This is a genomic window from Roseobacter sp. GAI101 (assembly GCF_000156335.1).
In the GTDB taxonomy this organism is placed as follows: Bacteria; Pseudomonadota; Alphaproteobacteria; order Rhodobacterales; family Rhodobacteraceae; genus Sulfitobacter.
Window position 1 is genome coordinate 22,800 of the sequence record NZ_DS999213.1, and the last position, 14,035, is coordinate 36,834.

Annotated in this window: 15 protein-coding genes and 1 pseudogene; 3 read left to right on the forward strand and 13 right to left on the reverse strand. The window is 47.2% G+C overall.

The window, feature by feature from the left end; translation table 11 throughout:
- The first annotated feature begins 59 nt into the window (after positions 1-59).
- Positions 60-251 carry a hypothetical protein gene (locus RGAI101_RS22270; RefSeq protein WP_254655217.1) on the forward strand — a complete coding sequence of 64 codons (192 nt, stop codon included), beginning with the start codon at positions 60-62 and terminating at the stop codon, positions 249-251.
- Positions 252-386: 135 nt separating this feature from the next.
- On the opposite strand, the pseudogene RGAI101_RS21435 reads toward RGAI101_RS22270, so the two are convergent.
- Together RGAI101_RS21435 and RGAI101_RS00135 are read right to left on the reverse strand one after the other, a co-directional pair.
- Positions 387-1,379: pseudogene (locus RGAI101_RS21435) on the reverse strand (recombinase family protein); the annotation flags it as partial.
- Entirely contained in the window at positions 1,364-1,672 is a 309-nt protein-coding gene (locus RGAI101_RS00135; RefSeq protein WP_037226929.1) for a hypothetical protein, read from the reverse strand. The pseudogene RGAI101_RS21435 and the gene RGAI101_RS00135, both read right to left, overlap by 16 nt.
- 209 nt (positions 1,673-1,881) lie before the next feature.
- On the opposite strand from RGAI101_RS00135, the gene RGAI101_RS00140 reads away from it, so the two are divergent.
- The gene (locus RGAI101_RS00140) at positions 1,882-2,640 is read left to right on the forward strand and encodes a hypothetical protein (protein ID WP_008229294.1); all 759 of its coding nucleotides are present in this window, start codon (positions 1,882-1,884) and stop codon (positions 2,638-2,640) included.
- Here RGAI101_RS00140 and RGAI101_RS00145 read toward each other — a convergent pair.
- From RGAI101_RS00145 to RGAI101_RS00160, 4 genes are all read right to left on the reverse strand, one after another.
- The gene (locus RGAI101_RS00145; protein ID WP_008225649.1) at positions 2,637-3,590 is read right to left on the reverse strand and encodes a hypothetical protein; all 954 of its coding nucleotides are present in this window, start codon (positions 3,588-3,590) and stop codon (positions 2,637-2,639) included. The two genes, RGAI101_RS00140 and RGAI101_RS00145, sit on opposite strands and share 4 nt — an antisense overlap.
- A gap of 140 nt (positions 3,591-3,730) precedes the next feature.
- On the reverse strand, positions 3,731-4,741 hold the full coding sequence (locus RGAI101_RS00150) for a hypothetical protein (protein WP_037226930.1): 1,011 nt from the start codon (positions 4,739-4,741) through the stop codon (positions 3,731-3,733).
- Between the two features lie 57 nt (positions 4,742-4,798).
- A complete protein-coding gene (locus RGAI101_RS00155; protein WP_008227914.1) occupies positions 4,799-5,965 on the reverse strand; it encodes a DUF2235 domain-containing protein in 1,167 nt (388 codons plus the stop codon).
- Between the two features lie 183 nt (positions 5,966-6,148).
- Positions 6,149-8,458 carry an AAA family ATPase gene (locus tag RGAI101_RS00160; protein ID WP_083791983.1) on the reverse strand — a complete coding sequence of 770 codons (2,310 nt, stop codon included), beginning with the start codon at positions 8,456-8,458 and terminating at the stop codon, positions 6,149-6,151.
- A 688-nt stretch (positions 8,459-9,146) separates the two neighbouring features.
- Here RGAI101_RS00160 and RGAI101_RS00165 point away from each other — a divergent pair.
- Positions 9,147-9,395 (forward strand): hypothetical protein, encoded by a 249-nt coding sequence (locus tag RGAI101_RS00165; RefSeq protein ID WP_037226933.1) that lies wholly within the window; start codon positions 9,147-9,149, stop codon positions 9,393-9,395.
- Positions 9,396-9,596: 201 nt separating this feature from the next.
- On the opposite strand, the gene RGAI101_RS00170 is transcribed toward RGAI101_RS00165, so the two are convergent.
- From RGAI101_RS00170 to RGAI101_RS00200, 7 genes are all read right to left on the reverse strand, one after another.
- The gene (locus tag RGAI101_RS00170) at positions 9,597-10,016 is read right to left on the reverse strand and encodes a hypothetical protein (RefSeq protein ID WP_008227800.1); all 420 of its coding nucleotides are present in this window, start codon (positions 10,014-10,016) and stop codon (positions 9,597-9,599) included.
- Entirely contained in the window at positions 10,013-10,612 is a 600-nt protein-coding gene (locus RGAI101_RS00175; protein WP_037226935.1) for a hypothetical protein, read from the reverse strand. Before RGAI101_RS00175 ends, RGAI101_RS00170 begins: the two co-directional genes overlap by 4 nt.
- A gap of 318 nt (positions 10,613-10,930) precedes the next feature.
- Positions 10,931-11,554, reverse strand: coding sequence for a hypothetical protein (locus RGAI101_RS00180; RefSeq protein ID WP_037226938.1), 624 nt, complete (start codon positions 11,552-11,554; stop codon positions 10,931-10,933).
- Positions 11,551-12,606, reverse strand: coding sequence for an ROK family protein (locus RGAI101_RS00185; RefSeq protein ID WP_157044602.1), 1,056 nt, complete (start codon positions 12,604-12,606; stop codon positions 11,551-11,553). Before RGAI101_RS00185 ends, RGAI101_RS00180 begins: the two co-directional genes overlap by 4 nt.
- 170 nt (positions 12,607-12,776) lie before the next feature.
- The gene (locus RGAI101_RS00190) at positions 12,777-13,094 is read right to left on the reverse strand and encodes a hypothetical protein (RefSeq protein ID WP_037226941.1); all 318 of its coding nucleotides are present in this window, start codon (positions 13,092-13,094) and stop codon (positions 12,777-12,779) included.
- 90 nt (positions 13,095-13,184) lie between these two features.
- A complete protein-coding gene (locus RGAI101_RS21135) occupies positions 13,185-13,718 on the reverse strand; it encodes a DUF7678 domain-containing protein (RefSeq protein ID WP_050763165.1) in 534 nt (177 codons plus the stop codon).
- Between the two features lie 13 nt (positions 13,719-13,731).
- Positions 13,732-14,035 (reverse strand): hypothetical protein (locus RGAI101_RS00200; protein WP_217624934.1); only part of this gene is annotated, 304 nt, incomplete at its 5' end.

The window sequence follows — 14,035 nt, forward strand, 5'->3', positions numbered from 1 at the left end:
GAGATGAACGCCATGGAAAGTTCGAACATTTGCTCAAAGGTGTGGTTCGGCTTTGCCTTTTGATCCAGCTTATCCAGCAGAATCTGCTTTTCAGTTTCCAACTTCATGATCTTTTTCTCATAAGCAGCGATGACCGTTGGATTGCTCGTTTCGACAATACGATCCAGCAAACCATCCAGTTGCTTATCAAGGTCTTTCATTTGCTTGTGGATGTCATCACGCACAGCCTTCACCTGATCTTCGCGCTGTGACCATGCGTCTTTGAACATGGCGGTGGTCAGGTCGATTATGCCTTTCGTTGGCTGCACCGATTGCAACAGACTATCAAACGCTGAATCGATTTTCTTTCCTGAGATCGATTTGCGGTGCAGATCGCATCCCTTGGTCATACACCAATAATAGGGATAGCGCTTGCCGGTTGAGCTTCTTGACCAGCATGCGGTCATCGAGCCAGAACATGACGTGCAGACAAGCGTTCCACGTAAGGGGAAGTCAGCATTTATGTCTTGGCGTGCAGGCGCAATATTGCGGGCCTTGGCACGCTCTTGGATGCGCTCAAACGTTTCTAGCGAGATAAGCGGCTCATGATGCGCTTTACGCCGTGATATGCCCCAAGGCTCATATTCGATATATCCTGCATAAAGAATGCGTTGAAGCATCTTGCTCACCTTTTGCTGACGGATTTGTCCATTGGGTAAATCCTTTGGAAAGGCTGGCATAGATTCCAAAAAACGTCTTACTTCCGCCTGTGTTTCAAAGCGGCCTGAGGCGTAACCTTCCAATGCTTCAATGACGATTGAAGCAATTGGCTCATCCCGAACCAACAGCTTGCCATGGCCTTGGCGTTTCTCAAACTTGTAGCCAAGCGCTTTGGCAAACACCCAATAGCCATTCATCATGCGCCCGCGCATGCGATTGCTGGTTTGCTCACCGTTTTTCTCACGCTGATGCTGGGCTACGGATGCCAGCAAATTCTCCACCAGAATGGAGTCACTGTCTTCGCCAAACTCAATCGACGGGCTTTCCAGTTTGCCCCCAGCAGCGGCAAGCGATGTGCGGAGTTCCAAGTGAGCGGTAAGCCCACGCGCCAAGCGGCTGATATCATCGATGACGACCACAATCGGATCAGCCTTGCTGGCTGTCATATGCAGATAGCCCAGCATGCTTTGCATACCGGGGCGGGCGCTATTCTTACCGCTCATATCATCGGTAAAGACATCAAGAACATCATAGCCTTTATACTTAGCGTATTCACGGCAGCGGTTTTCTTGTGAGCCGAGGCCGTCACCTTCGCGCACTTGCTTTGCGCCAGACACACGGCAGTAAATCACCGCCTTCGTCGTTGCGCTTTTCAGTTTGGTATTTACGGCTTTTTGCATGTGTCCTCCTGCTGGGTCTCTGAGGTCTGTTCACTTAACCACAAGGATATCAGATCAGGTGGCACATCGCTGAGAGGATCATCCGCTTGTCCACAGACTTGTTGAACAGGATGGACGCCAAAGCCAAGATCAACAAACGCAGTCACAATTGACCACAGGGTTTGGATCAGCTCGCGTTTTTGAGCCTCAGGCATGTCGCTTGCGTCTAACATTACGCCATAGGCTTCCCAATCAACGGACAGGCTTGGCGGCAGGTCATTGCGTTTGGGTGATGTTTTGGGTGTTTCGGTCATGGCCGAATCCTTTCTGCCTCATCAGGCTTGGTTTGAGTTATTCCCTCCTTTCCTCGCCACCATGACGAGAACATAAAGTGAACATTATAGGATAAAAGTCCTATATCTCAAAGCGTTATTTGCGCGTGCTTGCACGCGCATGAGGGCAGGATAGAGTTCGAACCAGCAATAAAATCAGGTATTGAGCGGGTTAGAACGGGTAGTGGGACATGGATAAAACTAGTGATAATATCGATTGGCTGAACCTGACCAGAGACGAGCTGGTGCAGTCCATCATCGCTTTACACAAAGCCGTCAAAGCCGTCGCTATAGCCACCAACGAAAAGATCCCAACCGTCATTGATATGGCTCTGGCAGGACATTTTGCTCCGGGCAAAGGGTTTGATCGCAACATGCGATCTGGCAAGATCGCTGCACCAAAAGCCATGGTGATCCATCGCTGGCTTGAGCAAAATCATTTTACAATCGCACGAATGACTGCGCCTGAACTGTTTCAGATCAATCCCAAATCAGCTTGGGACATGTTCCTTGAAACCAATGCCATTGAGGGAAGGCTTAAAGTTATCCCGATTACCAAGCAGATGGGTCTAGCTCGCAGGTCAAGCGAGGTTCGCAAATCATCGACGATCATCAGGCTTGGGCAGGACTATTGCTTTGAACTGGATAGCCAGACTGAAGGCACTTGCGTCGCCTTCGAATGCTATCAAGGGGAGTGGCATTCTCTTGCCCTTGGTGCAGATGAACGCCGTTTAAGAGCTAACATTGAGCGTGGCATTCAATATTTACCATGCGACACCAAGCGCAATCCAATCCCGCTTGTTGAGTTGGATAGCGGCGGAGAGCATCAATTCGCTTTGATCGTATCAGCAGATAAATCAAAACCGACCGCGATGGCTGACATCGCGAAACTTGATCCCAAGGCCCGCGGCTTGGAAGTTCACCGCGTTACCGTCAGTTTTGTCAGTTAGCCACACTCAAAAACCACAAGTGGTTGAACGGCTGCAAATCCCTTGGTCTTACTGAACTTCATGGCATGATTGAAGTTGGCCATGCAGTCTGATGGATCAATATTTTTGAGATTAAGCTGTTCAAATGTTTTGCGCACAAACTGGACCGACAAAATTGGCGTTGGTTCTTTGTGACCTGTCGCCGTATTCAGCATTTCGCATTCACACGTCACATAAACCTCTTCCAGCGGTAGCATCTGGAACATATCCCCTGCCACTTTCAAAGCCACGCTGGCGACGTAATCTTGATACAGCTCATTAAACTCCCCAACCGGCATTTTTGTCTGGGAAAGTTTGCCACTGGCAAGTTGCTTGCGCCTGAAATTCGGCACAACTTCATCGCTATGCACAGACGGCATGGCATGAACAACCCCGTCTCTAATGGCAAAATGCACAGACGAGCCAATCAATTCCTGATCAGTCAGCGTCTGAAACTCGGTCAAGACTTCCTTGATTGCGTTCTCATCTCCATCAACCAAACGTTTGGCTAGACTGCGGTCGTTTTCCCAATCGGATAACGCGGCGTCATAGTCTTTCATGGCTTGGTCATTAATTGCGCGGTCTTTGTCCGGGGCAGATTGTAGCTCTTGCTCAAGCGCTGCTTTTTTCTTGGTAGATCCACCTGATAGAAAGTCGAACATTTTGGGCTCGAAACTTGCGAGCGCCTGAGATGCAGTATCTGTATGCTTGGTTTGTAGGACGGGCTGCCTTGGTTGCGGCTTGGCAAGCATTTGATGCCAATCAATATGATCCGTTAAATTGGTATGAATCGAGAGCAGTTCATCGAGATAGGTTTCCCAACTAACAACAGCATCATTGGCCTCTTCCGAGATCTGCTGCTTAACCGTCGCCTTGTGGCGTCTTTGCGCATCTCTATCCATTCGACGCGCAGTCGCAGCAACCGTGCGCATTGTTCCCTTCCACCCCATACCTTCTCCTAAAACCAGTTTAACAAGCTTACCAGTTCAATATGGCACTCGGATGAGTTGTGGCCAAGGTAAACTACTCACCTACTCACAATCTGTGGTTTCGTCTGCCATGGATCAGTCGATTAAGAGTGATCGGCCTTGAGTTGCTCATTGATCACGACCAATTCAGCCCATTGCTTTGCGCCGACCGTTTGAAGGCTTTCAAACGCATCAACATCACCAATTTTTGCGATTTGAACATCTTGAAAAAAAGCACCGGCTTCACCCAGATCCTGTCTAATGCTTTGTGCGCCCGCAACGCGTGCCAGATTAACCGCATCAAAAAACGCCGGAATAACGACCTCTCGGTTGAAAGCACTTTGTTCAGCGTCAGATGGCAAATCTGCCGGATCAATCGCATCAGCGCCGTTTAAGATGGCTTTACGCTGTGCGGGGATTAAAGGCATTTCCATCACATGCCCTAGCAGTTGAAAGATGCGTGTCGCGGCCTTTGGATGCGACGATTGAGCTTGCTCCACTAATTTTGCGTCTTCGCGCTCGATTAGCATCATCATGGCGGATATCGCGGCTATCCTTGCCCTCAAGCTTGGCCATTCATCCGTAGAGTAAGCATCAAGCACTAGTTCAGCGCCATCGTGGTCAGCTTGCAGTTCTAGACATTGCTCGATCAAAAACTGAGGGGCATCGCCAAAATTTTTCACCCGCTCAGAACTGATCGACCCGCGAGAGGCGAGCGAAAAGGCTTTACCGCGTTCAGTCTCGCTGATGATCGAACTACCGATCAGATCAAAGTGGCCCAGCTCGAAATGCTGCATCTCATGGAAAATCAGCCAAACCAGAGAGACATGGATTGCATCCACCTTGTCAGCAACTAATGGCAGGCTGACGCCCTCCGTGAAATCCTCATCACTAAAAGCATCACCCCAGAGTCTTTCTAGCATTGGAACAACGCCACCTCCGACGCGGATGGCGAAACCACCACCTTCTAGCTCGGCCAGCGCCCAGAAATCGGCATCGCTGTGAAGGTCTAGCTCAGGAACACGAGGGAAAGGTTGGCCCATGAGTTCGGCGTATTGGGCGAGCGCTGACGTAAGAGCGGCCTGCAATGCTACAGTTGTAGGTTTTGCAGGCATTGCACTTCAATCAATCTAATCTCGCTCATATCGCTTTGAGCTAGCTTGACGCTCATCTCAGGCACCAACAGGCGTACCATCAACCGCCAAAACTGAACGCTTTTGCTCTTCCAAGATCACTCTTTTCCGCTTTGCCCACTCGGCTAAATTCTTAGGCCTGTACCTAACGTCTTCTTGCCACCGCGCAAAAACGGATGAATCGATGGTTTCATTGACTGTCGAATGTGTTTCGCCCTCTTTATCGTCCCAAGGATTAGCGCCGATCTTCCGAAAGTTCCGCCCGTAGATTTTCGAATACATACCTTTCAAAAAAGCAGCGTATGAATCATTGATGGTCGCTTTGTGAATATTTCCATCCAATGAAATATCATAGCGCAACTCCAACCCTAGCCCCTTCGCCTTGTCAGCCAGCCATTGAAGCGACGGCTGGCCAAGAAGATCGTTCGTATAGCCACCACCAATATTGGCATGTGCTCCGACAAACCATCGTTGCTCAACAGAACTTAAAGGCCTTGGCTTCGCCTTAATCCCTTGGCGAACAGTCCATAGTGTTGCCTCAAACGGTGGGCGATGCTCATCTATCGCCATCGCATGAAAACCATGCTCAATCGGAACGCGTAGGCCTGTATGATGCCAATTGAACGTTGAACGACTAATGCCAGTAATATTGAGCCTGGGTATTCCTAATGCGCCAACTGTATCCCACACGCCGACCATCTTAATCTTAACGCAGCGGGCATATTTGACCATCCATCGCTCCAGATCAGAATGATCATCGCATGCGCCCTGATTGACCTCAGCATTGAGTTTCCAGATGGTTTTTTCTTCCGCAGTCTCGTAACGCTTAAACATCTGCGGCACACTCAACGGTGATCCCGGCTGAAGAAGCCCATATTTTGTGATAAATCCGGCCAGGCTACGCGCAGTAAATGCGCCTCGGCTGAATCCGAAGATGAAAATGTCATCCCCATCATCATAGTTGTCGATAAGCCACTCATAGGCTTCGGTAACGTTTGCGCTGACGCCATCACCAAACGTACCGCCTTTGAACCCAGAGGGGCCGGGATCGTAATAATGAAGCTGGCGCGTGCCATCGCTAGCTATGGGTGCGCATAACGACCTCAACCGCCAGACGTTCGTGTTGTCGCCGGGTTCATTCCAAGTACCGTCGAGAAAGATCGCAAGTCTCTTGTGTGATGTCGCTTTAGCTGCAGAGTAGGTCATTATTTATAGTCGCCTTATTCTGTCTTTGATTCATTTATTATAAAAATATTAGTCAGCTATAAGTCTTCAAAATATAAGTGACTACTTGATTTTGGTGATTGCGGTGATCAAATAAGAGCCTAAGAATCTTCAGTCTGTTGTATGCATTAAAACCACCAAAGAGTTAGTTGCATAGATTGAAGCCTAGAGGAGGATATTGAGCTGTCCTTTGGCATAGCGATCAACGACTGTGATTGTTTCCTTGCAAGCCAAACTAATGTCATTTGGTGGTGGAGTTTCATCATAGTAAGTTCCGTGACAAAGTGAATTGATCATAACGCTCTTAAGGCTTATGTTTTCTTCACCAGCGAGATGTTGAATGAAGATTGTTAAGCTTTCTGACTTGTCTGGGCAACAGAACCTACCAACCGCTTCAAGTACAGAACGGATAGCATTTCCAGTGCTATAATTTGGTTCAGCACCATTAGCCACTTGTTGAACATGCTTAAGTTGCTCTTGAAATGGCGCAATATATTTGTTTGTTTTTGCCATCTTATGAACATCCATGTCTGGGAAAAGCGTAAAGGCTGCTTCGCCTTTGACAACTCTATTTGTCAAAGAAATATTAAAAAAATAGCTACTATGAGTTAGGATAAGTAGCCGTGGACGGATATATTTATTCCCATCAATAAAGTTTGGGTTTATTGAAATTTCACCTAATTTTGAGATGCTCATATTTTTCAATGTTTGAGCAATCGAAAATACAAAGTCATAGGACATTGATGTCACAGGATCATCAAATACAAAATATAAATTTGCATAATCACTATTCGCAGTAACCTTTCGGTGTGAGCAAGCAATGAAGTAACAGAATGCTATTGCGGTTTTCTCCCCATCACTTAATGTTCGATGCGGTCCACGATCCATTTCACGATCCTTGTGCTTTAGGACAAAGCCATCTTTATCAAAGACGTATTTGTCACCAAAAAAATCTCGGAGCAAAAGTTCAAAGGTTTCAGCGACTCTACTACGGGCCTCTTTCGAGGGACTTGATTTTTCAAGTTGTTGGAGGCTGGCGATTGCGTCCGACGACGCCTTTTGCAGTGTACGTAAATTCTCTATGCTATCCCAGTTCGAGGTGGCAAATTCACGCTCGAACGCTGAACACGCGTTTCGCTGCAACAGCTTACGCTCATCATCAGACTTCTCAATAGCCTTATTGAGATTTATGACCTTGATATTATTTTCTTCGATGATCGTGTTGAGATCCTGTAGTCGTTCTAAGAATTTTTGATCTGAAAAATTATTAGAGACTGTAAGGTTGCTGGCCTTATTTTCGACCACTAGCTTTAGCTTTGAGATTGTCTCTGAAAGAGCATACAAGGGATCCTCGTGATTTTCGAGGTCAATATATTTTTGAGATGTTAGGTATAGCTTCAGATCATCGAACCTAGACCTTTGCCTCATCAAATCATTATCCAATTTTTCAATTTCTTTGGAGAATACATTTAAAATGCTGTAATGTTGGCGTAATTCTGACTTATGTTTTTCTTCCGCATCATTAAAATACTGAATGTATGCATCTACTACAGACTTTGGCTCGGGGTTTGTCAAATCCTGTTCGCAAAAGGGACACTCTGCGCTGTGCTTATTCTCAATAATTTTGATCCCAATCTCAAAAAAACTATGGTGGGCATCAATCTTATTCTTGATGGATGCGGCAACGCTAGAGGCAGACGTTATCTTGGATACTACCGCTTCTAACTCGACAAGGTTCAATTCATTGCCATTTAAAATAGAAGCCTTAATAGGATATAGTGGTTCTGCTGGTATTGACTTTAAGGCATCTAAGTCCTTGAGGATGTCTTTGAATTTTCCGAGCAACTCATTGGGATTTTCTACGAAACTCTCAAGAAGGCTTGGAAAGCTAAGCTTTTTGTAGTCGCCAAGTTGCTTGTTTATGCCCGCCTTGAGGTTAAGCTCGTCAGATTTTTCCTGTTCGAATTTATCGTTTAATTTTTTATATTCCGTATTTATATTTATACTTGTTAAATTAGCCGTGTCTTGTGCGTCTTTTAACTTTATGTTGTCGCTATCAATTGAAATTACGTTTTCAATTTTTCCGTCAAGTTTGTACTCTTTCTCTCTTAATTCTTCCTGAACAAAATCTTCTGAAAAAACATGAAATATTGTATCGTTTGTTTGTGCAATGAAAGTGTCATCAATCTTATTCAGAGTCATAGCACCCAAGATCTTTGATCCACATGAGAAAGAAAACTGACCTTTGCCATCCTTTGATTCATCAGAGACAAGATTTCTTGGAGCATTAATTACATCAACACCACCACCATATAGGTCCAAACATCTAAAGGCACGCGATATGAAGGATTTACCCGTGCCATTTCTTGCAAAAATAAGGTTCTGGGATTCTTTGGTTAACTCACCATCAAAGGTAAATACTGGACCTAAAAATCTGGCGGAGATCAAAAATGGCGGTTTCGGTAATGAGCTCATGATAACTTCTTTTGCCAGAATTAAAATTCTCTTATGACTAACATACTCACAGTGCTTTGTCGCAAGAAAACACACGTTCAAGGTGTGTTTATTTTGCGCGGTTGTTTCAAGTTAAGCCAAAGTAAAGATGTGGTTCTTCGTTTGGTCTATGCCCCTCATGCGACAGAAAAATCCGATCATATCGCAACCACCAGCTGTAGGCCAATGACCCGATATTGCAGCGCCAAAATAATCTAAAATCTGGGTTGGGGTTAATCGCAAGATGTGTGTGGTAGTACCACACCTCTTGAAAAGGGGGATGCTGCGCTCCCCCGTTCTATCCCCCAAGCGATTGGTCATGAAGCGGCGTTGAGCCTTTCCATGACCATGCAAACATACCGGTGTTTGATCCCTCACAAGGAGATTGCGCTCTCCCTGTACCCATCGCCTTAGGGTGCGTTCCTGCCCCTAAGGACCCAGACCATGCCATGGAGGCCAACCCTGCGCAGATTGGATATGCGTCAGCTTGTCAAAGCTGAACCTGACCAAAGGGCGTATCGCGGCCCCTTGTGACCAACTCGCAGGATTTGGAGATTTGACCTCTCCACCAGCACCAAACCATGAACAACCATTTGGCCGATTGATCCCCACCATCGGTTGCGCCCGCTGGACCGCAGCTTAGGGCTACTGCCCCCAGCGCAGGACAAAGGTGGGTCCTGACCATGCTCGGTTTGCTGCGCTGCACCTGCTGCGCGTGGCTCTGGTCCGGTGTAGTGCCCACACGCTTTTGTCCTTTGCACCCCCGTTCCTCGGCGGAGACCAGACAGTTGCATGCGCACCCGTCATACCCGAACATCTGGCCAGCCACATCGACATGAACGCCATCGCACGGGATTTGGCCTGTTATTACAGTCAGACCGAGATTGCTGGCCAATCCTTCATGTATCGGGCGGGGTAATGGATATGGAACAAAAGCTATATCAATCCCAATTCGTCAACTGGCGACGTGTTGCACTTACAGTGCGTTACTGCTCAATCTGGCACAGCGACGCAGGAGCAGGTTTTCAAACTGTAGTTTCTTGTCCCTGCCATTATAACCATTTATGGCGGGTTGGTGGGAGGCCGAGGCACAATGACGACGGCTTCCTGAAAGATTAAACTAGGCTTCAAGGCGCGTATTTTCTTCGTCACTGTTCGTATCAACCGCATCGACTAAGAGAACTGTTGCGACGATGAGAATGGCACAGATGTAAACGATTTTTGCCGAAATCGGTGTGTTACCTAGGTACATTCCGGCAAAGATGTTCCCTAACAGGCCAGCAGTAGCAAGAGTTGGAGCCGCGACTGCAATCTTTGCGTTAAACCCAACGCCCGCACAGACCATCCCAAGGGCGGAAAAGGACGCCCCAATCAGGATTGTTTTGAGTAATGGGCTGATTTTCAAAGCATATAGCCAGCTGAACGGTGGCAGGTTAGGCAAGAAAGCATCCTTACTTGCCAGAAAACCAGCCGTGAAAAATACCGCTGCCGCGATAGAAAACAAGAAAGCGCGAATAATATCTATATCTGGATAAGTCATACTGGAATCTCCTCCCAATCCTTTAAAATCCAGTCCCCAAATTCGATGAGATCGTTAGACGAGGCGACGAGCTTGTGAACGGCAATAGTGCCTACGTGTTTCGGGTCACTCAGTAGAAAATGAGAATTGGAATGTTCTATTTTACCGCGAGTTCGCTCGGCATGGTAAAAACCGTTTCGGGTCAGTGCTTTTGCTGATCCGATATTTGGTTTTCCGTCGATTTCACAAATGATCGCTTCTGCCGATAGAGGTATTTTGGACTGATTTCGCGCAAAGCGAGTTGCCGCAGCTATCAACGGAGCTGCAACGCGCTTCGCTTTGCCGTTCGAGATCAGGCCGTGCACGGTTAGTGATCTACCTGCATCATTCAGCTTTTGGGAACATGATAGACCTGCAACAACATCTTCTCCGATCAAGCCAAAGCTTACAATGTTGTCAGAGGCAAGAAGAGTTTCGCGGTTCCACTCATCAAGTGTTGGCGCCGAATAGGCAAAAACGCTTGCATAGAGTGTTGAGAATTTTGCAGTGACCCAAGGGCACATACCTTGGACGGTGTTGGTGACAATTTCAACGGGGCCTTTGCGGTAAAGATTCATGTCTGTCTCCGAGCAGACGCACTTTCCCTAAGGGTATCGCGCGCAATTTATGGATGTGGCGAACTGTCAAATTTCATGGCGTTATCGGTCCATTCGAATTTGCTCAGTTTGAATGTGGTTGGAATTACGTAGATGATGGTTGTTGTAGTTTGCATCTGATTACTCTTGATCTTTCCGCGCTCACACACGAGCACGGGTAATGGTGGCGATATACGAAACCGTTCGCATCACGACTGCGCGATGCGTATAAACTAAGATCGGATTCGAGGCTAATGTGAGATTTATGTCATCGCGACTTCAATAAGTAAACACTAAAAATCATGATGATTGGTGTTTTCTCATTTTTCGATTACTTGGCCTTTGACTAACTACAACCGAAATTGCTGTAAGCGGATTGACGGTCAGTTCAGGATCATACCTATCGGGGTCTATATCGGATGGCGCGGTGTTACCGGATGCGCGTAGCCAGTTTCTCAGGGCGTCATAAGCGGGCATATTAGCTTTCTTGAGGTGGCTTCTGACAAATCCACGACCAATACGGCTTTCATATTGATCCACGATATAATCAAGAATATTCCCCCAAGTTCCATTGCGAGCGCTCCATGGCAGGCTTGCAGGTGCGGTTAGCTCCTCGTCGGATAGGAGAGTGTGCCCAAGTTCTTCAATTTGTCGTATCTTCATAAAGGCCTCGGCCACTGTGGCCATACGTTGTTCTTTAGAGACTTGATTGAAATCAAGCGATGCTGTCATCTGCTCTACGAGATGGTCTACCGCTGTTACCGGACATGGTACGCTGGGGTTCTTTTCCACAATAGGAAACGATACTGCCTTGCGCTTAACCGTTTTGTCAAGTAAATTCATGTTCTTACGAGACTGAGATTGATAAAACCCCATGTGCTCTAAGTCGAAATCAGAAAGTTCCCGCTTTCCAGTATTGATCATTGTTGTCTATCCAAATTCGTAATGTCGCCTGCTCTATCAACAAATTCATAAGCCGTCCAAACAGCCCCGTTTACGCCGAAGTCTTTGTCTCCTTGATATTCAACCATTGACCAAAAATCTTTTAGCTGCGGGTATGATAGTTCATCGAACTCTTCGTCATTCTCTAACAAAAGACTTAGGTTTTCAATGAAATGCCCTAGGAAATATGGGTTGTCGGCGATTCTGCCACCTAAAATTATCTTCTGTGGCGACATGAATAAGACCAGATTACTGACTGTCTGTGCAATATAATGAGCAACCCCAGAAATGATGCTGTGGTCGTTACAGTCGATGAATTTGTTGGGCAATTCGAGAATTTCAGGATGCCTTGCGTAGATTGCGTCCAACGAAGCATAGGCGTTTAGACAAGGTCGGCGTGGATGGAATTTGCATGTTTTAGGAATGTCCCCGTCGATTGGTATGACCATGCTATGGCCAATATTAGGGACCGCGCTCCCATGGAGTAACCAACCGGAATTATATGAAGCTGCGCCTATCCCTTCATCAGCGACAATGTAGAGATAGCTACGTTTGTCATTCTTCAGAGGATGACTTGGCTTCGATGCAGGTGTACCGAAGTGCTGCTTAAAGTGGCCTTTTGCTGTGGCCCCAACTTGGCTGATAATACCAATCTTTTCAGGCTCGGCTAGAGATACGCCGCAACTGGAAAGTTCGTCTAACAGGGTTTGTTTTGCATTGAAGTTTTTCCAACCAATTGGCGCAAGCTGGCCTCCAAGCGTTCCGTACCGGTCACTGTGCTGATCAAGTTCCAAAATTGACGTTGGTACAGCGAGACCTACGCCAACGACGGGCCTGCCTAAGCGATCAATATAAAATTCTTTGATAATTGATGCGGCTTTTCGAACGCTGCCTTCTCCATTGGGTATGGCTACAAGAGACTTATCAACTTCGAGAAATCGCCCGCTTGAGAGATCGAAGCCACGGTGGATTAGGCGATCTTCAGCGAAGTAAAACCCGACGATTAGCCCATCTGAAATCATCTCTAAATTCAACCTCCATGCTAAGGCATGAACATAGGCGGTCTAGCTGATTGAACGCAAGTTTCAGTTGGTCTAAAGTCTTATTTTCTATGCTCAAGTGGAGCTTTCTTACACGTATTGACTGCCCAGTAATAAAACGATTTCTAGGCACGTAAATTCTAAGAAGCAGGACAATTATTCGCTTAATTTCCCCATCCCTCATAACCCATGGGCGGATATGGATTCGGTGTTGGCAAACCTGCACGAAACCTGTCACACTCATCAGTCCACAGCCAGTACATCAGCAGATGCGATAGCGTATAGCCCTCTGAGGGGTTCTTGTCGCAGTGAACGACCCAATTGATAAACTTGATATCTGTGGTGGCTTCTAGCCAATCCACGTAGGCCCAGTAGCAGCGATGCAGGTGGATAATCTCGTCAATGCCACTGGCGTTTTTGTAGACGCGGGCGACTGGATCATAATTCGCGGTGCTTGGCGTTCCACCGCGCAGAAAATTCATAAATCGTTGATGGCTCATGTTCAAACAGGATAGCATTTTACAATGCTATCCTGCCATCGGAACATATTCCTGTGCTTGTCCGTGTCTTGATCAGCGATCTATGCCCTGCTCTTGACCGGGTTTGTGATCGAAGCTCTTGAACGGCTTTTTAGGTGTGTCATCTAACCCCGTTCGAATGCGTTGAAGCGCTTCTTTTTGTTCCTGCGTTTTTGGATCAACGACCCAGCCACGATCATAGCGCATGACCAGATTGTCATCTTTGCGTACATCCAGCTTCGATATCTTGCCGCCTTCAATCCCAAACTTCGATGGTTCATCATAAAGCTTGGCGTGGAACGTATAGCCCGGCATGGTCATGATGCTGCCCTCAATCCATAGGCTTTTATCCGTTTGGTCGCCGTTTATCGCAATGCCAGATTGTTTTTGTGGCTCAACGGGGCGCGGAGTGGCCTGTTTATGGCCTGATCTGATCCCTGACATGCCTGGGGGTGCCAAATTCCGCTGCGGTGTCTGTGACCAGCGTGGCGGTGGCGGACGGCTATCCGCATTATCTTTATCCCGTACAGGCGTGCCATCAGGGTTGGTTACTTGGTTGAACGGGTCTTTTAACGACTTATCGCTCATTGGATCGGTCCTTTTAATAGCTGTCATCGATGATGAAGGGGGACGGGTTCATAAACACCGCGTCGAAAGAGATCTCAGAGAGCAGGATATGCAGCGCATAGGCCGCACTAGCCGTGATTTCAGCGCGGATATGCTGGTGGCGCTGCATATCGGCCCAGATGGTTTTCAGGTACGCCTCATCGAAGGCCATGCCGCCCATTCTGGCAGCTTTGAAGACATCGCTAGCGGAAAGCAGAAGTGTCACTTCGACGTGCGCAGCAGATTGCGTGTGATTAGTAATCATGGGGATATCTCGCTTAAGAATGAGGGGAAGCTTT